Genomic DNA, 19291 nt, shown 5'->3' with positions numbered 1-19291 from the left:
GTGCGACCGCGTGATTGCGGCCGTGTGTCGCTATGCGGAAGCGGCCGTCGTGTCCGTCGGCTCCGTCGGGTCTGCCTGGTCTGCCTGGTCTGCCTGGTCTGCCTGGTCCGCCGGGGAGACCTCCACGGAGAACGAGCCCTCCGCCACCCGCGCGCGCAGCACCTCGTGCGGAGCCACCTCCTGCGGGGAGCGCACCACATGGCCGTCGGCCCGCTGCAGCACGGCGTACCCCCGCTCCAGCGTCGCCGCCGGGGAGAGCGCCACCACCCGGGCCAGGGTGTGCGCCAGTTCCGAGTCGGCCCGGTCCAGCAGGTGCCCCAGCGTGCGCCGGGCACGGGCCAGCAAGGCGTCCAGCTCGTCCTCGCGGATCTCCACCATCCGCTGGGGGTGGACGAAGACCGGCCGGGCCAGGGCGTGCGCGAGGCCCCGTTCCTCCCGGTCGAGCAGCCCGGTGACGGCACGCAGCCCCCGGGCCTGCAGCTGGCGTACGCGCTCCAGCTCCTCGCCGACGTCCGGCACCACCTTCTTCGCCGCGTCCGTGGGCGTGGAGGCCCGGACGTCCGCGACCAGGTCAAGCAGCGGGGAGTCCGGCTCGTGGCCGATCGCCGAGACCACCGGGGTGCGGGCCGCGGCCACCGCCCGGACCACCTCCTCGTCGGAGAACGGCAGCAGGTCCTCCACGCTGCCCCCGCCGCGCGCCACGATGATCACGTCGACCTCGTCCAGGGCGTCGAGCTCCTTGACCGCCTGGACCACCTGGGGCACCGCGTGCACCCCCTGGACGGCTACGTTGCGCACCTCGAAGCGGACGGCCGGCCAGCGGCGCCGGGCGTTCTCCAGGACGTCGCGCTCGGCCGCCGAGGCCCGCCCGACCACCAGCCCGATCAACTGCGGCAGGAAGGGCAGCGGATTCTTGCGGTCCAGCGCGAAGAGCCCCTCGGAGGCCAGGGACCGCTTGAGGCGCTCCAGCCGGGCGAGGAGCTCCCCGATGCCGACCGGCCGTATCTCCGTGGCCCGCAGGGACAGCTGCCCGCGCGGGGCGTACCACTCGGGCTTGGCCAGCAGGACGACCCGGGCGCCCTCGGAGACCACGTCGGCGACCTCGTCGAAGACCTGGCGGAAGCAGGTCACGCTGACCGAGATGTCGTGCGAGGGGTCGCGCAGCGTCAGGAAGACCACCCCCGCTCCCGGTCGCCGCGAGAGCTGCGTGATCTGCCCCTCCACCCACACCTGGCCGAGCCGCTCGATCCAACCCCCGATGAGCCGGGACACCTGGCCTACCGGCAGCGGCGCCTCGGCCGACGTATTCAGACCCATGCACGCAGGCTATCCGGCGCCGCCGACAGTGCGTCAGGCCCCGGCGCCGGTGTCGCCGGGCAGGTCGCGGCGGCCGCGCTGGACGAGCAGCACCGCCAGGCCCACCGCCAGCCACACCGCCCCCACCAGCTGCGCCGTCCACGAGGCCTCGACGATCACCGCGACGGTCACCGCCGCCCCCAGCACCGGCATCACCAGGTGCTTCCACCAGTTCGGCGGACCCTCGCGCCGCTGCACCACGAACCAACCCACCACCGAGGCGTGCAGCAGGGTGAAGGCCACCAGCGCCCCGACGTCCACCACCGACACCAGCTGGTCGAGCCCGTCGTCGCGCCGGGCCGCCCACACCGCCGCGACCAGCGTGATGGTGGCCGCCACCAGCAGGGCGGGCCGCGGGGTCCCGTCCGAGGTGCGGGCGAGCATCCGGGGCAGCCGCCGTTCCCGGGCCATCGCGAACACCAGCCGCCCGGCCGCCGCCTGCCCGGCCAGCGCCGCGAAGGCCGCCCCGATCGCCTTGCTGACCGCCACCAGGTCGTGCAGCCAGGAGCCGACCGCTGACTCCACCGCGTCGTAGAAGGCCGGACCCTGCAGCGCCGGCTCGGCCGCCAGCTCCGCCGCGGACACGGGCATGAGCAGCGCCGCCAGATAGCTCTGGGCGATGAACAGCAGCCCGGCCAGCGCCAGGCAGAACAGCACCGCCCGCGCCACCCGCTCCGAGCTCCCCGTCACCTCCTCGGCGAAGGAGGCGATGGCGTCGAAGCCGAGGTAGGACAGGACCGCGATCGACACCGCGCCCAGCACCGCCGCGGTGCTGAAGCCGAGCGAGCCGTCCCCGGTCAGCGGGGACAGCCAGCCGCGCCGCGCCCCGCCCTGGACCAGCACGGTCACCGCGGCCACCACGAAGACGAGCAGGACCAGGATCTCCATGGCCAGCACGGCGAAGCCCACGCGCGCGGCCGCCCGTACGCCCCACAGGTTCAACGCGGTGGTGACCACGACGGCCAGGGCCGCCCACACCCACCGCGAGACCTCCGGGACCAGCGCGTTCATCGCGATGCCGGAGAAGAGGTACGCGACCGCCGGGATCAGCAGGTAGTCGAGCATCGCCATCCAACCGGCGATCAGTCCCGGTCCCTCGCCGAGACCCTTTCGGGCGTACGTGAAGACCGAGCCGGCCTGGGGGGCGACCCGCACCATCTGCGCGTAGGAGAAGGCCGTGAAGGCCATGGCCACGGTCGCGCAGAGGTAGACGAGCGCGACGGCACCGTGCGACGTGGCGTCGAGCGCCCCGAAGACCCCGACGGGGGCCATCGGGGCGATGAACAGCAGGCCGTAGACGACCAGATCCCGGAAGCCGAGGCTCCGCCGCAGCGCCGAGGGCGCCGCCGCGCTGGAATCCGTAACGGAAGCCATCCGTCCTCCGGGGCATAGGGGGCGGGACAGGTGGGACGGGTGGTGTGTGTCAGGTGGTGCGGGTCGTACGGGTGGTGGTGCGGGTGGTACGGGTGGTGGTGCGGGCTTTCGGGCAAGTGTGTGCCGTACGGCCGACGCCCGGCCTCCTGGAGACCCCCGTACGATGGAGCACATGACTGCTCCCGCCCCCGCTCCCGCTTCCCGCCGTGTCCTGCTCGCCGCGCCCCGCGGCTACTGCGCGGGCGTGGACCGAGCCGTGATCGCCGTCGAGAAAGCCCTTGAGCAGTACGGTGCGCCGGTCTACGTCCGCCACGAGATCGTGCACAACAAGTACGTCGTGCAGACCCTGGAGAAGAAGGGCGCCATCTTCGTCGAGCGGACGGAGGAGGTCCCCGAGGGCTCCATCGTGATGTTCTCCGCGCACGGCGTGGCGCCGGTGGTGCACGAGGAGGCCGCGCGCGGCAAGCTCGCGACGATCGACGCGACCTGCCCGCTGGTCACCAAGGTGCACAAGGAAGCCATCCGGTACGCGAACGAGGACTTCGACATCCTCCTCATCGGCCACGAGGGCCACGAGGAGGTCATCGGCACCTCCGGCGAGGCCCCCGACCACATCACGATCGTCGACGGCCCGCACGACGTGGAGAAGGTCACCGTCCGCGACGAGTCCAAGGTCGTCTGGCTCTCCCAGACCACCCTCTCGGTCGACGAGACCATGGAGACGGTCGACGCGCTGAAGACCAAGTTCCCGCTGCTCGTCTCGCCGCCGAGCGACGACATCTGCTACGCCACCTCGAACCGGCAGGCCGCGGTCAAGGTGATGGGCGCCGACTCCGACCTGGTCATCGTGGTCGGCTCGAAGAACTCCTCGAACTCGATCCGGCTCGTCGAGGTCGCCAAGGACGCCGGCGCCAAGGCCGCGTACCTGGTCGACTACGCGAGCGAGATCGACGAGGCCTGGCTGGAGGGCGTCACCACCGTCGGCCTCACCTCGGGCGCCTCGGTGCCGGAGGTCCTGGTCGAGGAGGTCCTGGAGTGGCTGACGGTGCGCGGTTACGCGGACGTGGAGATCGTCAAGACCGCCGAGGAGTCGATCGTCTTCTCGCTGCCGAAGGAACTCCGCCGCGACCTGCGTGCCGAGGCCGCCGAACTGGTCGCCGACAAGTAACTCGTTTCGTACGGTATGTCCATGCAGATCTTCGGCGTGGACATCGGCGGAACCGGGATCAAGGGCGCTCCCGTGGACCTGGAGCGCGGCGACCTGGCTCAGGAGCGCCACAAAGTGCTGACCCCACATCCGGCCACCCCCGAGGGGGTGGCCGGATGCGTCGGTGAGGTGGTGCGCAACTTCGACTGGGACGGGCCGCTCGGGGTCACCTTCCCGGGCGTGGTCACGAGCGGCGTCATCCGTTCGGCGGCCAACATGGACAAGTCCTGGATCGGCGTCGACGCGGCGGCGCTGATCTCGCGCGAGCTGGGCGGCCTGCCGGTCACCGTCCTGAACGACGCGGACGCGGCGGGCGTCGCCGAGATGACGTACGGGGCCGGGCGCGGCCGGAGCGGCACCGTCCTCCTGCTCACCCTGGGCACGGGCATCGGGAGCGCCCTGTTCACGGACGGGCGGCTGGTCCCGAACTCGGAGCTCGGTCACCTGGAGCTGAAGGGCCACGACGCGGAGACGCGGGCGTCGGTGAAGGCCAAGGAGGACCACGACCTCACGTGGGAGCGCTGGGCGCACCGCGTGCAGAAGTACCTCCAGCACGTGGAGATGCTGTTCTCGCCGGACCTCTTCATCATCGGCGGGGGCGTCAGCCGCAAGCCGGAGAAGTTCCTGCCGCTGATCGAGGGCGTGCGGGCCGAGATCGTCCCGGCTAAGCTGCAGAACAACGCGGGCATCGTGGGCGCGGCGATGGCGGCCGGGGCCACGAAGCCGGCGAAGGCGGCCGAGAAGTAGCGGCAGGAGCACTCACCGGGCGATACGCCGGGGCAGCCGCCGCCTGCCGATCAGTACGGCCTTGCGTACGACGGCGATCAGGGCGGCGACCAGCGTCCCGGCGTACAGCCAGCCCGCGTGCAGGGACAGCGCGGACACCAACCCCATCAGCTGTCCGCCGAGGCCGCCGGAGCCGCCCGAGATGGGCCACACTCCGGCGGCGAAGGCGATGGGCACGCCGATCGGCGCGGTGATCAGGTCGGCGGGCCGCACCCAGAGCGCGGTGGCGGCGGCGACGGGCAGGAAGAGCAGCCCGTAGACGAAGAGCGAGGAGCCGAAGAGCAGCCAGCAGATCCCGCCCACCAGCACCATGGCGGCGCACGCGAACAGCCCGCCGCCGAGCCCGGTCAGTCGGGGCCGGGGCATCCGCCGCGCGAGCGCGGACCGCCGTGGGCCCCCGCCGACCTGGGCGGGCACCGCGGCGGGCCGGGGCGCCTGGCGCTGGGCCGGCGGTCGCTGCCGGTGAGGGGCCGATCGCGTCCTGTATTGCTCCACGCCACCAAAGTAGGCCGGGAGCGGGTCGGATCGGGCCCCGGACACGCGTACATCGACCGCCACTCATCGGAAAGTAAACTGTCCGGTGGCCCACTCCTGGGCCGCCGCCCCCTCCAGCTACGGGAAGTCGCCAACGTGTCGCTCACGATCGGAATCGTCGGCCTGCCGAATGTCGGCAAGTCGACCCTTTTCAACGCCCTGACCAAGAACGACGTGCTGGCGGCCAACTACCCGTTCGCCACGATCGAGCCGAACGTCGGCGTCGTCGGCGTCCCGGACGCGCGCCTGGGCGTCCTGGCCGGCATCTTCGGTTCGCAGAAGATCCTCCCCGCGACGGTCGACTTCGTCGACATCGCGGGCATCGTCCGCGGTGCCTCCGAGGGCGAGGGCCTCGGCAACAAGTTCCTGGCGAACATCCGCGAGTCGGACGCCATCTGCCAGGTCATCCGCGCCTTCAAGGACGAGAACGTCGTCCACGTCGACGGCAAGGTCTCGCCGAAGGACGACATCGAGACGATCAACACCGAGCTGATCCTCGCCGACCTCCAGTCGATCGAGAAGGCCGAACCGCGCCTGACGAAGGAGTCCCGCCTCCAGAAGGAGAAGGTCGCCGTCCTCGCGGCCGTCGTCGAGGCCAAGAAGATCCTGGAAGCGGGCGACACCCTCTTCTCCAAGGGCATCACCAAGGGCACCGAGCAGGGCGACCTCCTGCACGAGCTCCACCTGCTGACCACGAAGCCCTTCCTCTACGTCTTCAACGTGGACGAGGACGAGCTGACGGACGAGGCCTTCAAGGCCGAGCAGAGCGCGCTCGTCGCCCCCGCCGAGGCGATCTTCCTCAATGCCAAGCTGGAGGCGGAGCTCATCGAGCTCGACGACGAGGAGTCGCTCGAGCTCCTCCAGTCGGTCGGCCAGGAGGAGCCCGGCATGGCCACCCTCGGCCGCGTCGGCTTCGCCACGCTGGGTCTGCAGACCTACCTGACGGCCGGCCCGAAGGAAACCCGCGCCTGGACCATCAAGAAGGGCGCCACCGCCCCCGAGGCGGCCGGCGTGATCCACACCGACTTCCAGCGCGGTTTCATCAAGGCCGAGATCATCTCCTTCGCGGACCTGGTCGAATGCGGCTCGGTCGCCGAGGCGCGCGCCAAGGGCAAGGCCCGCATGGAGGGCAAGGACTACGTCATGCAGGACGGCGACGTGGTCGAGTTCCGCTTCAACGTCTAATACGTTCGGCGAAAGGCCGTCTGACCTGCGACGGAGCCGGTTGGGCGGCCTTTGCGGTCCGCACAGAGTCCGCAGCGTGCTGACTTCGGTCAGCGCGCGGGGAGCGGCTACGCCGCTTCGTCGACCTGTGGCCGGGCATCGACGGACTGGTCCGCGTACGCCTTGTCGACGGCGGCCCGGGTCCGCTCCTCGGAGTCGGGCCACAGGTGGGTGTAGATGTTCAGCGTCATGGCCGCGTTGGTGTGGCCGAGGCGCTCGGAGACCGTCTTCACGGACTCGCCGTGCTTGATCAGCAGGCTGGCGTAGTGGTGCCGGAGGGCGTGAGGTCCCGTGCCCTTCGCTACGCCGGCCTTCGCGCAGGAGGGCCGCCAGGACCCGTCCATGAAGTGCGTGTAGACCACGGGTCCGCCTTGAGGCGCCGTGAAGATCCAGCCCTCGGGCCCATCGGCGGGGAAGTCCCGCAGGTGGGCCTTCATCGCATCCACCGCCATGCGGGGGAGCGGAACCGTGCGGTGCGAGCGAGCGGTCTTGGGCGGGCAGACGTACACGCCGTGCTTGGCGGTCTGCTGGATCTGCTGCTCGACCGAGACGGTCGCCTGCAGCAGGTCGACGTGCCGGAGCTGGAGGCCGAACAGCTCGCCGGGGCGGAGCCCGGTGGCCGCGCCGAGCAGCACGAGGCCCTTGTAGCGGGCGGGTATCTCGTCGGACAGCGTCCGCACCTGCTCGACGGCCAGCGGTACGACCTTCTTCCGGGGCACCGACGGCAGCTTCGCCTCGGCGCACGGGTTGTGAGGGATCATCCGGTCACGGACGGCCGCCCGGAAGACGGCGTTGACCGTGTTGAAGACCGTCCGTGAGGTGCTGGCGGCCAGCCCGTGCGTGGTGGTCAGGCTGGTGACCCAGCTCTGTACGTCGCCGGGTTTGATGGCGCCGAGTGCCCGCTTCTCCCAGGCCGGGTAGACGTAGCAGCGCAGGTGCTGGGCCACCGCCTTGGCCGTGGAAGGCCGGTGCGGCTGTATGGCCCGCCATTCCTCTGCGTACTCCTTGAAGGGCTTCTTCGCCGACCGAGGGTCGACGTACTGCCCGGTGACCATGCTGGCCGTGACCTCGTCGATCCACCGCTGGGCGTCGACCTTCCGGTCGAAGTGGCGCGCGTGCTCCTTGCCGTCGAGGTCGCGGTAGCGGGCTCGCCATTTGCCGTTGGGGCGCTTCTGGATGTTGGCCAAGCGGCTTCTCCTTCGTGTCGGTTGTCAGTAGTGGCCACCGTCCTCGATGTCGCTGCTGAGCGTGCGAGCGTCCCGCTCGTCGCCCATGAGGCGGAGGCACTGCTCGTGGATGGCCCGCGAGCTGTCGGGGTGGGTCTTGATGTGGTCGGCGATGGCGACCACGGCGTGGTGAAGGCGATCGCGCGCGTCTCGGGCCTCGTAGAAGGCTTCGACGGCCTCTTGGACGAGGCGCCGACTGTCGATGTCGAGCCCCTCCAAGGGCGGTGACATCAGCTCTTCGAGGGGGAGCTCGAAGACGCGGGAGAAGGCGAGGGCCTCGTCGAGGTTAATGCGCCGGCGGGGGGTGCCGTTTTCGATGCGCCAGACAGCGGTCTGGTTCATCTTCACCCCGGCCCGCGTGACCCGTTCCGCCAGTTCCGTCGTGCTCCATCCCCTGACCTCGCGCTCCAGAGCGACGCGTGCGGCCACGTTTCCCTCGCTGTAGAGCAGCGGCACCTCGCCGGACTCGGGCCTGTCGCCTGCCATCGCACCTCCATCGCAACCATCCTCGCTATGCAGATTGAAACATGGACTTCCCGATTTGGGTAACCGGGGGTCGTCAGGTACAACATTATTCAGATACGAAACGTCACCTAGTCGAATGGGAATACATGCGATACCTGACCACCGCCGAGGTCGCCGAGCGCTACCGCACAGCCGAGAGCACCGTCCGCTACTGGCGCCACATCAGGAAGGGGCCGCGCGGCATCAAGGTCGGGAAGCGGGTGCTGTACCCCGAGGCCGAGCTGCTGCGGTACGAGCGAGCGCTGATCGATGGCCAGGACGAGTGGGGTCTGGCCGCGTAGCCACAGACCCGAAGCTGCCGGGGCCCTCCACCCACCTCTGAACGACCAACCGACGAGAAGGCCGACCAGGTCCCGCTCCGCCCCTCGCCAGAAGGGAACGCCTATGGAGGACACCTCCTCCCCCATCCTGTCGACCGCTTCCGCTGCAGGCGGTTGGCCGCCGGTCGCGGTCCCCGGCCAGGGCATCCCGTGGCGCGGTCCGGATCGAGCAAACGTCCGGTCCACCTCTTCGGGGACCGGCGATCGACCGGACCGTGCCGCTGGTCCGGTCGGTCCGGAACCGGACCGACCCGCGACCGAAACCCGGACCGGAGTTCCGGACAACCCGGACCAGGAACCCGGACCGGCGGAGAACGCACAGCTCAGCGGCCTGCCGGACCGGACCAACAACCCGGACCACCCGTCCGGTCCGGATGGGGCCGGACCAGATGCCGGGGACCGGGCGGAGAGTTCCGGTCAGTCGCTTGTCGAACCCAGACCGTCGGTCGGGGTTGACCACGGTGCTGCTGGGATGGTCCCGGAACCCGGACCGGGGACTGGGGACCGGGAGCGCGCTGGCCTCAAGGCGGACCGGGACCAGGACGGGACCGTCGTACTGGACGAGCTGCGCGCCGCGATCGGCCGGTACGTCGTACTGCCGAGCGAGGAGGCACTGACTGCGGTCACCCTGTGGGTGGCGGCCTCCCACATTCAGCCCGCCCTCCAGCACGCTCCGCGCCTGGCGGTGGTGGGGCCGACCAAGGGCTGCGGCAAGTCGCGTGTCCTGGACGTGCTCCACGAGACCGTGTCCCGACCGATGATGACGGTGAACACCTCGCCGGCGGTGATCTTCCGGATCATCGGCGAGGACCCGCCGACGCTACTGGTGGACGAGGCCGACACCATCTTCGGCCCCAAGGCCGGGGACAAGGAGGACCTCCGTGGCCTCCTGAACGCCGGACACCAGCGCAACCGGCCCGCGTGGCGGATCTCCGGCCCGGAGCACAAGCCGACCGCGTTCCCGACTTTCGCCATGGCTGCGCTGGCAGGCATCGGCGACCTTCCGGACACGATCATGGACCGCGCCGTCGTGCTCCGCATGCAGAAGCGCAAGCCCGGCGAGAAGGTTGCTCCCTTCCGCTCCCGGCACTCCGTTCCGGAACTGAACGCGCTGCGGGACCGGCTGGCCGCGTGGCTGACCCCGCTGCGCGGGACAGCGCACCGGCTGGTGCCACCGATGCCGGTCGAAGACCGGGCCGCGGACACCTGGGAGCCCCTGGTCATCGTCGCCGACCTGGCCGGCGGCCACTGGCCCGCCCAGGCCCGTGCCGCCTGCCTGGCGATGACCCGGAGCGAGGTGGTCCAGGACGAGCAGACGACACTGAAGACCCGGCTGCTCCGGGACATCCGCCGCGTCTTCGAGCAACAGGGCGACAAGGAGGCGCTGCGCAGCCACGACCTGCTCGCCGCCCTCGTCCAGGACGCGGAGGCGCCCTGGGCCGAGTACGGGACGAAGGGCCTGAACGCCTACCACTTGGCCAACCTGCTGCGCGACTTCGGCGTCAGTCCGGCCAACCACCGTTTCGAGAACGGCAGGCAGGCGAAGGCGTACGCCCGTAACCAGTTCGTCGACGCCTGGGCCCGGTACTGCCCCGACCCCGCCCCACCGGTGCCCACCGCCGAGGAGGCCGTGCCCGCACGTCGAGCCCCGGGCAAGCCACCGGCCCCTCCGTCCGGAACGCTGCCCGTCGGTCCGCCTGGCGGGCCTGCCGGCCCCAGGCTCACTCGCTGACACCAGCTCCGTATCAATCCGTCGCATCCGTCCCCGCGCAGGTCAGCGCGGGGACGGAGTTTCTTGCCGATACGGATCAGTCCGTACCTGCGACCGTCTCCGTACCTGTCCTGACCAGCTACGGGACGGATGCAACGGACGTGACGAAGCCCCACCCCACACGACTACCGGAGCATCACCATGCCCGAATCGACCACCGACAACGCCCCCACCCGCCGCCGTAAGGCGTTCTTCCGCCTGCCCCGCCGATCAGCAGCAAGCTGGAGCGAACGAGCCTCTAACGAGGCTTCGTCCGCGCTTGCCCCCGCCCCAGGGGTGGCGGAGGAGAAGGCCGAGCGCCAGGGGGCGCCCGAGCCGGAGGAGGGCATAGCCGAGACCAGCTGTCCGCCCGCACCCGACTCCGTCGACCCGAGCACTCAGCCGCCGACCGATGTCCAACCGCCCGTCGAGCAGCCGTCCTGGCGGGACCTCGATGCCCCCGTCCTGCCCGCGCTGATGAACCGCAAGCGCACGGTGGAGAAGCGCGACCAGGAGAAGACCATCCGCTTCACGAGGACTGCGGTCCGCGTGATCAGCGTCGCCGCCCACCAGCGCGGTCAGAAGTTCGCCGGATTCGTCGGGGACGCCGCCCTGGCCGTCGCCCTGGGCAAGGCAGGACTGGTCGGCAGCCCGGAGGACGATCCTCTCCGCCCGCTGATCGAGGCCGTCGAGGCACACACGGTCGCGCTGAACCGCATCGGAGGCAACCTCAACCAGATCACCGCAGCCATCCACCGAGGAACAGTGCCTGAGCGTGCCGAGGCGGTGCTGGACCGCGTCGAGCAAGCGGTCGAGAGCAGCTACCGACTGATCGACCAGCTCCTGGCGGAAGGCACTGCGCATGGTTCCTGACGTCTCCACCGGCTCCAACACCCGCGGACTGATCGTCTACCTCTTCGGCGCCGGCCGCCGCGACGAACACACCGACCCGCACATCGTCGCCGCCTGGGACATGACCGGCGCCCCCGACCCTGGCCGCGACCCAGAGGCCACCTACACCCAGCTCGCCAAGCGCCTCGACCACCACGTCGACCTGCGCACCCGCGAGCTGGGCGGCAAGAAGCCGCCTCGGCACGTCTGGCACTGCCCGGTCCGTACCGCGCCCGGCGACCGCTACCTCACCGACGCCGAGTGGGCCGAGGTCGCCCGCCGCATCGTTCACGCCACCGGCATCGCCCCCGACGGCGACGAGAAGGCATGCCGGTGGATCGCGGTGCGCCACGCCGACGACCACATCCACATCATGGCCACCACCGTCCGCGCCGACGGACGCCGTCCCCGCACCCACCGCGACGGACAGCGGGCCCAAGCCGAGTGCCGCAAGATCGAAGCCGAGTTCGGTCTGCGCCGCCTGAAGTCCGGCGATCTCACCGCGCCCCGCACTCCCACCAGCGCCGAACGCGCCAAGGCCGAGCGGCAGGGCCAGACGGTCACGGCACGGCAGTGGCTGCGCGAGCAGGCGTACGCGGTCGCCGCCGCCGTACGCACCGAAGCCGACTACTTCACCGTGCTGGAGTCCCTCGGCATCAAGGTCAAAACACGCCTCGGCCCCGAGACCGGTGACGTGGTCGGCTATAGCCTCGCAGCCCCCGGCGACACCAACGCGGCCGGCGATCCCGTCTGGTACGGCGGCTCGAAACTCGCCCCCGACCTCTCCATCAACCGCCTACGCGAACGCCTCCCCGACCAGGAGGTAGCCGACCGCCCGCGGTATGCGGCGGACCCCGCCGACCCATGGCGTCACACCACCACCGCCATACAGGCGGCACGCACCGTCCTCGACTCCGGTGACGATGCCGCCGCCCAGGGCCACCTGGCCGTCTTCGGCGACGCCCTGTACAACATCGCAAGCGCCACGACCGGCCCACACCGGGCGGAACTACGAGCGGCGGCAGTGGCGTTCAACCGCGCCCGCCGCTCCGCCACCCGCGCCGACCACCAGGCCGCCACCGCCCTGCGCAAGGCCGCCAAGGAACTCGCCTACGCCTCCAGCGAGCCGGGCGGGCTCGCCATCGCCCTGCTCTTCGCCACCGTGCACCTGGCCCGCGCCGCCGCCAAGTGGCACGAGCAGCGCGGCCACGAACAACAGGCCGCTGCGGCCGAAGAAGCCCTCCGCCACCTCCAGGCGGGCTACCAGCAGGCCGCCACACCCGTCTTGGCTGACCTGACCCGCCGCGCACCACGAGCCGCAACTGCCCGTCGCTTCGAGCAGGACGTTCGCGCGACTCTCCCCGACCACGCCGACCGGATCCTCGCCGACCCCGCTTGGACCGCCCTGACCACAACCCTCGCCCATGCCGAGACCGCCGGCCACAACGCCCGACGTCTCCTGACCGAGGTGGGCGCCCAACGAGAGCTCGACAGCGCCGAGCACCCCGCCGAGGTCCTCAACTGGCGCATCACTGCTCAGCCGAACCGGCGGGCCCAAGCCGCTCGCAAGCAAAGCCCCATAAGCGGCACATCGGCCAGGTCTGCCACGCCGCATCCTCCGGTCACACCAGTGGCCACGAGACCCGAAGAGCGCAGTCGACACCGCTGACGCCATGGCCCGATGCCCCGCCACGCGTCGTGGCAGGGGCGTCCGGTCGGTGCAACGGCCGACTGCTTGCCAGCCACAAAACTGCTTGCGTTGATGTCCTCGCTGCTCGTGGCAGCGAGGACATCAGTCGTCAGGCGGCGCGGGCTGCGGGTAACTGCGAGACCCACGTCGTGAGCTCGTTCAGGTGCCCTGGCTGCAGCCCGTGGTGTGAGTCGGGCTGAACGAGGAGAGTCGGCATTCCCATGGCGGTCCGCTCTGCCGCCCAGGCGTGGTCGAGGTCGGTGAAGTCGTCGTCGACCCAGGCGACCGCCGACCCGCCGAGCCACGGTTCGACGTGGTCGCGCTTCCAGAGGTAGCCGTTGGGGTGGCTGGTGGTGATCTCGGGGCGGGGGAGATCGAGGTACGGGAACTCCGGCAGTCCGAGGAGCGGCCCGACGATGGTGGTGGCGTCCTTGCGCCAGCTCGTGCACCACACGGGGGCGACGAGAGTGCGGGCAAGGAAGCCGGCGAGCAACGGGCCGTGGGCGGGGTTGAGCCAGATCGGTACCGGGTTGTCGGGGTCGCGGCCCGCGGGCAGGACGGTGTGGCGAACGTGGGTGGGTGGGGTACTGCCGTCGGACGCCGGGAACGGTATGAGGACGCCGTCGATGTCGAGCAGGAGGTAGGGCAGGGGCATCGTTGTCTCCGTCGGTCAGCGTTTCCGGGCGGTGATCAGGAGAGTGGTGGGCCACGGGTCGAGACGCGGGTGCCGCAGCTCGATGGCCGAGGTGATCCGCAGGCCGGTCCGGGAGAGATGGGCGGCCCAGCGGTGGGCGTCGTACTCCCAGCGGGCGATGGGCAGCCGGGTGCGGTCGGGCATGGTGACGTAGTCCTCGCGGGGACGGTCGTCCGTCGAAGGATGTCTTCCGGCCCGTGCCGGGTGGGGTACGGAGAAGGCCAGTACGCCGCCGGGCACGAGGTGGCGGGAGATTGCGGCGAGCAGAAGCTCCGGAGCGACCAGGCCGACGGCGCCGAATACCGAGTAGATCGCGTCGAAGGCCTGGCCGGTGGCCTGGAGGTAGTGCAGTGCATGGCCGGCGGTAAAGGTGGCGCCCTCGATGTGGCCGTAGTGCGAGCGCGCTCGCCGCACCTGGAGGCCCACCAGGTCGATTCCGGTGACGCGGGCCTGGTGGTGCCGGGCAAGGTGAGCCACATTGTGGCCGGGACCGCACCCGAGCTCCAGGAGGCGCTTGCCGCGCAGGTCCCGGCTGAGGATCTCCGCGCCAGGGCCCAGGCCGGGGTGGGTGCTCCACTCCATCCGTGTCGGAGGAGTGAGGGCGTGGGTTGGGGCGTTGGTGAGACGCTGGGCGGCGTGGGCGTACCAGGGGGAGACCTGGGCGAGCACCTAGACCTCCAGGAGTTGGACCACGTCGTTCAGGTGGCGGCGGACGACGGGGATGTAGGCGAAGTCCCTGGTCGGGTCGTTGATCCAGCGGATCGCCTGCTCCATGAACCATTCGACGGCCCACATGCGGTGCCAGCCCAGGGCCCACGCCTCGGCGGTCAGGCCGCCTCGGGCGGCGAGGGTGTCCTCGTGCCCACCGGCGACGACGTACTGCTCCAGGAACACACGCAGCCGGACAGGGCTGGGCGCCTCGGTGGTGCCGTGGTACGAGGCGAGATCGATCAGGCCGGGGCCGGTGAAGGCGCGGGCGAAGTCGAGGAGGTGCCAGCCCTCCTCCCCGATGTGGACGCTCGTGGGGTGGAACTCGGAGTGCACCCAGCCGAACGGTTCGAGCGTCGCCCCCTGGACGCGAGCATCGGCCGCCGCCGAGATCTTCCCCAGAGCGGTCTCGATGTCGTCGCAGTCCGACCACCGCTCGGCCTTCCGAAGCCGCTGGAGGTGATCGAGGGCCCGCCCGGGCAAGGCCGCGAGTCCCGCACCGTCGAGGAAGGGCAGACCGCTGGCCGGGCGGGCGGCGTGGAGCATCACGGCGGCGGTGACGCCGTCGAGGTCGTCGGCGTCCCGTACCGGGGTGCCGAGGTCGTCCATGAGCATGCCGAGCCACTTGTCCTGCATGGCGGTGGCGTGAAGCTCAGGGACCGGCAGCCCGCGTTGGTGGGCGATCCGCAGGGCCTGGGCCTCGCGGTCGAAGGGCTCCTTGGCGTACTTGAAGACGGCTGTGGTGCCGTCGGGGAAGGTGATGCGTTCGACTCCGGACATGCCCCAGACGCGGATCTCCGTGCGTTCGGGGAGGGGCTTGCGGATGAGGGCGCACAGGTCGTCCAGCAGGGCGGCGGTCAGGCTCTGGTCCATGGGGTGTCTCCAGGGGCTGGTGGGCTTCGGGGCGGGGGAACGTGCCTGCCCGCCCCGAAGCCGTACTGGGGGTGGGGGGCTACTCGGCCGCGGTCACGCGGTGGGCGTAGACCTGCTTGATCCAGCCCGCCTTGAACGCGGCGAGGTCGTCACGGAAGTTGGCCATCGAGGCACCGTAGGGTGCGACGACGCCGCCGGACTGGTCCGGCACGGACTGGCAGCCGTGCACGAGCCGGCCGCCGAGAGCGGCGTGGGCCTTGATGGACTCGATCCGGCGGTGCTCGTTGAACCAGCCGCCGTGGTAGACCTCGTCGAGCATCCCGCCCGTCTCGTCGTCCAGGTCGAAGACGACGGAGGTGGCGGCGGGGAAGAACCAGCACGGGCCGACGTTGGAGATGTGCCCGTCCAGCTCGACCTTGTTGAGCGCCATGAGCGTGGCGGCCTCGCGGAGCATCCGCAGGTGGTCGGCGGTGATCTGCGGGAGTCCGAGGCCGGCGAGGTGCTCGTCGCGGAAGAGGTACGCGTACACCTCGTACGCGGTGGCCAGGACGCGGGCGGCGTCGGAGGTGGACTCGCCGTGGTTCTTGATGAAGTCGAGCGCCAGCTGCTCGACCGCGCTCTCGGTCGTCTCGTCCACGTCCAGGAGCTGGGTCTTGACCAGCTCCCAGTCGGCGACGAGCCAGGTGTTGGACTCGAAGCGGAAGAAGTACTCGGCCGGGTCGATGGTGATGCGCCGGCCCTCGACCTGGATGCCGGGCAGGCGGCTCCAGCGCGGATCGAAGGCGTCGGGCAGCTCGACCGTGATGGTCGCGGTGTCGATGGTGGTCACCGTGTCTCCGTCTCTGATCGTCCGGGTCAGGGCATAGGAATGCCCGAGCCCGGTAGGGGCGTACGGAACTTGGGGGCCGCCCGGCCCGAGAGTGGGCGGCTGTCGATAAGTGAACCGCCCGCTACGCAGAGTGGGTACGGTGTGACCGAGCCCAAGCGGTATACGCGGTTTACAGCTCCGGGACGGAGGAACGTGCCAGCGCCGACCCACGCCAACTCGCGCCTGCGCGAGACGATCCACGCAGCCGGATGCACCTACGAAGCCCTCGCCAAGGACGTCCGCCGCATCGCCGCCGAGAACGGCGAACTGCTCCAGACCAACAAGTCCGCCATCTCCCACTGGGCCAACGGCACCCGCGCGCCCTCGGGCCAGGCTGGCCAGTACCTCGCCGAAGCCCTCTCCCGCCGCCTCGGCCGCATCGTCACCCCGACCCAGCTCGGCCTCCACTCCGGCGACGCCGAAGCCACCTCGAACGGCGACCCGGTCGAGGCAGTCACCGACCTCGGCCGTGCCGACGTCGAACGCCGCCGCTTCCTCGCCATCGCCGCCTTCACCACAGCCGGCGTCGCCATGCCGCTGCTCCACGACCACGAAGCCACCTCCCGGATGCTCCGCGCCCGCACCGGCCGCTCCCTCGTCGGAGCCGAGGACATCGACGTCGTACGCCAGATCACCGCGGCCTTCAGCGCCGCCGACGAACGCCTCGGCGGTGGCCACGGCCTGACCACCGTCACCGCCTACCTCGCAGACACCGCCGCCCCGCTGCTCCGCGGACGCTTCCCCTCGGAGCCGTTACGCCAGGCCGCCTTCGGAGCCGTCGCCGAACTCGCCTACCTCGCCGGGTGGAAACACCACGACCTGGGGCACGAAGGCGCGGCCCAGCGCTACTACCAGGTCGGCTACCAGCTCGCCTGCGAAGCCGACCCCCACGGCCACGCCGCCTGGATGATGCGCGCCCTCGCTCACCAGGCCCTGAGTCTCAAGCAGCCTCACCACTGCGTCGACCTCGTTGAAGGCGCCCTGCGACGCGGCCTCGGCCACGTCGACGGCCAGACCGAGGCACTCCTCCACATCACCCACGCCCGCGCCTACGCAGCCACCGACGAGAACCCGTCGGCCGCACGTGCCCTCCTGGCCGCCGAAGACGCCCTCCTACGGGACGACGGCCCCCAGCCCAGCTACTCCCGCGTCAGCGGCCCCGCCGCCGGCACCGTGGCCAGCCACACCGCCCGCACCCTGACCGACCTTGCGGACCACATCGGCACCGAACAGCAGCACCGCGACGCCCTCACCCGCTGGGACCCCGAGAAGTACAAGCGCGTGCACGCCCTCACCTATGCGGACCTCGGCGACAGCCTCGCCGCCCAGGCCCGCGCCGACGAGGCTGTCGCCGCCTGGACCCAGGCCCTGGTCCTCATGGAAGGCATGACCTCCGACCGCACCCGGAAGGCGATCACTTCGATCCGCTCCACGCTCGCGGTCTACCAGCGCCGCCGCGTTCCCGGCGCCGCCGATCTCGCCCGCCGCGCACGCGAAGCCCTCGCCTAACATGCCCAACAACCCGCCTGACGAAGGGAACACCGTGGCCCAGCAGACCGACGACCGCTCCCAAGCCCTTAAGCCGGCGCTCGAATCGATGACGCTGCTCGTCGCGGCCGTCATCGTCCACGACAAGGCCGCCAACCGCGTCGTCCTCCTCCAGCGCAGCGAGAACGCCAAGTTCGCCCAGGGCCTGTGGGACCTCCCCGTCGGCAAGAGCGAACCGGGCGAGCCCATCACGGAGACCGCAGTCCGCGAGCTCTACGAGGAGACGGGCCTCACCGTGAAGCCCGAGTCCCTCAAGGTCGCCCACATCATCCATGGCGCCTGGGGCGTCGAAGCCCCCAACGGCTTTCTCACGGTGGTCTTCGCCGCCCACGACTGGACCGGCGAACCCGAGAACCGCGAACCCCGCAAGCACTCCCAGGTCCGCTGGGTCGACGCCAACGCCATCCCCGACGCCTTCGTGGACACCACATCGAGCGCTCTCCGCCAATATTTGAATGCTGGGTCGGATGTCTCGCTGAACGGGTGGTGAATTGACTGGGGCGTAAGCGGTGCGTCCTTATTTGTTCCCTGGGCGGAAGAGTGAGATAACCCCGGAAGGGAGGGTGTCTCCGGGGTCAGGTTCCGCGGATTGGGGGCTGTCCCAGGTGGGGAACCGTGATGTGACCACCCGGAATAGATCCAAGGGAACTCTGGCTTCGCTAGCCAGAACATCTTCTCCTATCCCAACCTGACCCAGAATTTCCACGGCTCTCGGGAAAAGAGACGGTTGTTCAGTCACCGGCATTACGCCCGGCTCGCGTCGGCGCCATCCTTTTGAGGAGAGGTACAGGACTGCATTCCTGTAGGTCACGTCACTCATTGCACCAAGTTGCCGAGACCTGTAAAGCAGGGCCTGGAGGCTCACATTCCAGTCGGCCTTCAGGGTGCCGAGGGTTCTCCAGTCCGCTTTCAGGGGGAGCAGGTCTCGCATCTCGTCGGCAGGCATCAGAAATTCTGCGGCAAATCGATTGGCCTGGTTTTCCGTGATGCGATCTCCTGGCTCTGAGTCTACGTGCATGACCAAATGCCCGAGCTCGTGCGCGACATCGAAACGCTGACGGAAGTAGTCGTTCTTGGTCGGATTCAGCACAACCGTTGGCCGACTGTCTGTTTCAAAGGAATACGCATCAACCGCAGCCGTCTGACTGGGACTGTAGACAACAAGGACACCGCGATTCTCGGCCATCCTGACTAGGTGGCCGATCGGTCCGGTTGGGATGTCCCAGTGCTTACGGAGGAGTCTCGCAGCTTGCTCGGGGAGATCGGTCTGTTCGTCTTCGACGTCGACGCTCAGGCGCGGGATGTCAGGATTGGGAAACTCGACATGCCTCTCCAGGGCGGAACCTACATCGGTGGCGACGAGCCCGTAAGCGAATGCTTGGTCGCGAACCAGCTGTGATGTGGACCGCAGCGACCTGAAGTGCGGAACTGAAGATCCGGTTTCAGGTCGCTGCGCCCCAGGCAGAAAGAACGAAGGGTCGACGCCGAGGGTCAAACACAACTGGGCCACGGTGGCCGGAGCCGGCCGCTTGGAGTTGCTTTCGTAGGCTGCTACGGCGGTTGGGCTCTTTTCGATTTGAGCTGCCAGCGCATTCTTACGAAGCCCCGCGAGTTGGCGAGCCAGCGTTAGTCGACGCCCGTCGAAAAGTCGCGAGGCGTCGCTTACGCGAACCTCCGCAGGACGACTATGCTCCATGACCATCCGCTCATTCCATGA

19 protein-coding genes are annotated in these 19291 nt (G+C 70.0%); 9 read left to right on the top strand and 10 right to left on the bottom strand.

The features are described 5' to 3' along the window. Positions 1-30: 30 nt before the first annotated feature. Both xseA and ACGFYY_RS02650 read right to left on the bottom strand, forming a co-directional pair. Positions 31-1317 (bottom strand): exodeoxyribonuclease VII large subunit, encoded by a 1287-nt coding sequence (gene xseA / locus ACGFYY_RS02655; protein WP_393706681.1) that lies wholly within the window; start codon positions 1315-1317, stop codon positions 31-33. A 33-nt stretch (positions 1318-1350) separates the two neighbouring features. Next, the gene (locus ACGFYY_RS02650) at positions 1351-2730 is read right to left on the bottom strand and encodes an APC family permease (RefSeq protein WP_393706680.1); all 1380 of its coding nucleotides are present in this window, start codon (positions 2728-2730) and stop codon (positions 1351-1353) included. Between the two features lie 163 nt (positions 2731-2893). On the opposite strand from ACGFYY_RS02650, the gene ACGFYY_RS02645 reads away from it, so the two are divergent. Both ACGFYY_RS02645 and ppgK read left to right on the top strand, forming a co-directional pair. Then, complete coding sequence (locus tag ACGFYY_RS02645; RefSeq protein WP_393706679.1) at positions 2894-3898, top strand: 4-hydroxy-3-methylbut-2-enyl diphosphate reductase; 1005 nt, start codon at positions 2894-2896, stop codon at positions 3896-3898. A 21-nt stretch (positions 3899-3919) separates the two neighbouring features. Next, positions 3920-4684 (top strand): polyphosphate--glucose phosphotransferase, encoded by a 765-nt coding sequence (ppgK, locus tag ACGFYY_RS02640; protein WP_393706678.1) that lies wholly within the window; start codon positions 3920-3922, stop codon positions 4682-4684. Positions 4685-4696: 12 nt separating this feature from the next. On the opposite strand, the gene ACGFYY_RS02635 is transcribed toward ppgK, so the two are convergent. Beyond that, positions 4697-5218 (bottom strand): DUF6542 domain-containing protein, encoded by a 522-nt coding sequence (locus ACGFYY_RS02635; RefSeq protein WP_393706677.1) that lies wholly within the window; start codon positions 5216-5218, stop codon positions 4697-4699. A 135-nt stretch (positions 5219-5353) separates the two neighbouring features. On the opposite strand from ACGFYY_RS02635, the gene ychF reads away from it, so the two are divergent. Then, complete coding sequence (gene ychF, locus ACGFYY_RS02630) at positions 5354-6442, top strand: redox-regulated ATPase YchF (protein ID WP_365265318.1); 1089 nt, start codon at positions 5354-5356, stop codon at positions 6440-6442. A 107-nt stretch (positions 6443-6549) separates the two neighbouring features. On the opposite strand, the gene ACGFYY_RS02625 is transcribed toward ychF, so the two are convergent. Both ACGFYY_RS02625 and ACGFYY_RS02620 read right to left on the bottom strand, forming a co-directional pair. Further along, positions 6550-7668 carry a tyrosine-type recombinase/integrase gene (locus tag ACGFYY_RS02625; RefSeq protein ID WP_393706676.1) on the bottom strand — a complete coding sequence of 373 codons (1119 nt, stop codon included), beginning with the start codon at positions 7666-7668 and terminating at the stop codon, positions 6550-6552. Between the two features lie 24 nt (positions 7669-7692). Continuing rightward, positions 7693-8193 (bottom strand): helix-turn-helix transcriptional regulator, encoded by a 501-nt coding sequence (locus tag ACGFYY_RS02620; RefSeq protein ID WP_393706675.1) that lies wholly within the window; start codon positions 8191-8193, stop codon positions 7693-7695. 125 nt (positions 8194-8318) lie between these two features. Between ACGFYY_RS02620 and ACGFYY_RS02615 the strand changes: the two genes are divergently transcribed. The 4 genes from ACGFYY_RS02615 (at position 8319) to ACGFYY_RS02600 (ending at position 12862) form a co-directional block, all read left to right on the top strand. After that, entirely contained in the window at positions 8319-8513 is a 195-nt protein-coding gene (locus ACGFYY_RS02615) for an AlpA family transcriptional regulator (RefSeq protein ID WP_125822349.1), read from the top strand. A gap of 511 nt (positions 8514-9024) precedes the next feature. Beyond that, positions 9025-10284 (top strand): DUF3631 domain-containing protein, encoded by a 1260-nt coding sequence (locus ACGFYY_RS02610; RefSeq protein WP_393706674.1) that lies wholly within the window; start codon positions 9025-9027, stop codon positions 10282-10284. A 315-nt stretch (positions 10285-10599) separates the two neighbouring features. Next, a complete protein-coding gene (locus tag ACGFYY_RS02605; RefSeq protein WP_393706836.1) occupies positions 10600-11175 on the top strand; it encodes a hypothetical protein in 576 nt (191 codons plus the stop codon). Further along, positions 11165-12862 carry a relaxase/mobilization nuclease domain-containing protein gene (locus ACGFYY_RS02600; protein WP_393706673.1) on the top strand — a complete coding sequence of 566 codons (1698 nt, stop codon included), beginning with the start codon at positions 11165-11167 and terminating at the stop codon, positions 12860-12862. Before ACGFYY_RS02605 ends, ACGFYY_RS02600 begins: the two co-directional genes overlap by 11 nt. Before the next feature lie 130 nt (positions 12863-12992). Here ACGFYY_RS02600 and ACGFYY_RS02595 read toward each other — a convergent pair whose 3' ends face one another. The 4 genes from ACGFYY_RS02595 to ACGFYY_RS02580 form a co-directional block, all read right to left on the bottom strand. After that, on the bottom strand, positions 12993-13538 hold the full coding sequence (locus tag ACGFYY_RS02595; RefSeq protein ID WP_393706672.1) for an HAD domain-containing protein: 546 nt from the start codon (positions 13536-13538) through the stop codon (positions 12993-12995). 15 nt (positions 13539-13553) lie between these two features. Further along, positions 13554-14246: a class I SAM-dependent methyltransferase gene (locus ACGFYY_RS02590; RefSeq protein ID WP_393706671.1), complete on the bottom strand. Its 693-nt coding sequence runs from the start codon at positions 14244-14246 to the stop codon at positions 13554-13556. Next, the gene (locus tag ACGFYY_RS02585) at positions 14247-15158 is read right to left on the bottom strand and encodes an aminoglycoside phosphotransferase family protein (RefSeq protein WP_393706670.1); all 912 of its coding nucleotides are present in this window, start codon (positions 15156-15158) and stop codon (positions 14247-14249) included. Positions 15159-15237: 79 nt separating this feature from the next. Then, positions 15238-15987 (bottom strand): hypothetical protein, encoded by a 750-nt coding sequence (locus tag ACGFYY_RS02580; protein ID WP_393706669.1) that lies wholly within the window; start codon positions 15985-15987, stop codon positions 15238-15240. Positions 15988-16179: 192 nt separating this feature from the next. Between ACGFYY_RS02580 and ACGFYY_RS02575 the strand changes: the two genes are divergently transcribed. Together ACGFYY_RS02575 and ACGFYY_RS02570 are read left to right on the top strand one after the other, a co-directional pair. Then, a complete protein-coding gene (locus ACGFYY_RS02575; RefSeq protein WP_393706668.1) occupies positions 16180-17535 on the top strand; it encodes a tetratricopeptide repeat protein in 1356 nt (451 codons plus the stop codon). A 1-nt stretch (position 17536) separates the two neighbouring features. Then, entirely contained in the window at positions 17537-18064 is a 528-nt protein-coding gene (locus ACGFYY_RS02570; protein ID WP_393706667.1) for an NUDIX domain-containing protein, read from the top strand. 27 nt (positions 18065-18091) lie between these two features. Here ACGFYY_RS02570 and ACGFYY_RS02565 read toward each other — a convergent pair whose 3' ends face one another. After that, complete coding sequence (locus tag ACGFYY_RS02565) at positions 18092-19276, bottom strand: helix-turn-helix domain-containing protein (protein WP_393706666.1); 1185 nt, start codon at positions 19274-19276, stop codon at positions 18092-18094. Positions 19277-19291 lie beyond the last annotated feature (15 nt).

Source organism: Streptomyces sp. NPDC048331, assembly GCF_043201215.1.
In the GTDB taxonomy this organism is placed as follows: Bacteria; Actinomycetota; Actinomycetes; order Streptomycetales; family Streptomycetaceae; genus Streptomyces.
This window is presented reverse-complemented; position numbering and strand designations above follow the sequence as displayed.

Excerpts from the sequence above, each read along its gene's own strand:
- xseA (WP_393706681.1), bottom strand. The coding sequence starts at position 1,317 with ATGGGTCTGAATACGTCGGCCGAGGCGCCGCTGCCGGTAGGCCAGGTG.
- ACGFYY_RS02650 (WP_393706680.1), bottom strand. The coding sequence starts at position 2,730 with ATGGCTTCCGTTACGGATTCCAGCGCGGCGGCGCCCTCGGCGCTGCGG.
- ACGFYY_RS02645 (WP_393706679.1), top strand. The coding sequence starts at position 2,894 with ATGGAGCACATGACTGCTCCCGCCCCCGCTCCCGCTTCCCGCCGTGTC.
- ppgK (WP_393706678.1), top strand. The coding sequence starts at position 3,920 with ATGCAGATCTTCGGCGTGGACATCGGCGGAACCGGGATCAAGGGCGCT.
- ACGFYY_RS02620 (WP_393706675.1), bottom strand. The coding sequence starts at position 8,193 with ATGGCAGGCGACAGGCCCGAGTCCGGCGAGGTGCCGCTGCTCTACAGC.
- ACGFYY_RS02615 (WP_125822349.1), top strand. The coding sequence starts at position 8,319 with ATGCGATACCTGACCACCGCCGAGGTCGCCGAGCGCTACCGCACAGCC.
- ACGFYY_RS02610 (WP_393706674.1), top strand. The coding sequence starts at position 9,025 with ATGGTCCCGGAACCCGGACCGGGGACTGGGGACCGGGAGCGCGCTGGC.
- ACGFYY_RS02600 (WP_393706673.1), top strand. The coding sequence starts at position 11,165 with ATGGTTCCTGACGTCTCCACCGGCTCCAACACCCGCGGACTGATCGTC.
- ACGFYY_RS02595 (WP_393706672.1), bottom strand. The coding sequence starts at position 13,538 with ATGCCCCTGCCCTACCTCCTGCTCGACATCGACGGCGTCCTCATACCG.
- ACGFYY_RS02585 (WP_393706670.1), bottom strand. The coding sequence starts at position 15,158 with ATGGACCAGAGCCTGACCGCCGCCCTGCTGGACGACCTGTGCGCCCTC.
- ACGFYY_RS02570 (WP_393706667.1), top strand. The coding sequence starts at position 17,537 with ATGCCCAACAACCCGCCTGACGAAGGGAACACCGTGGCCCAGCAGACC.
- ACGFYY_RS02565 (WP_393706666.1), bottom strand. The coding sequence starts at position 19,276 with ATGGTCATGGAGCATAGTCGTCCTGCGGAGGTTCGCGTAAGCGACGCC.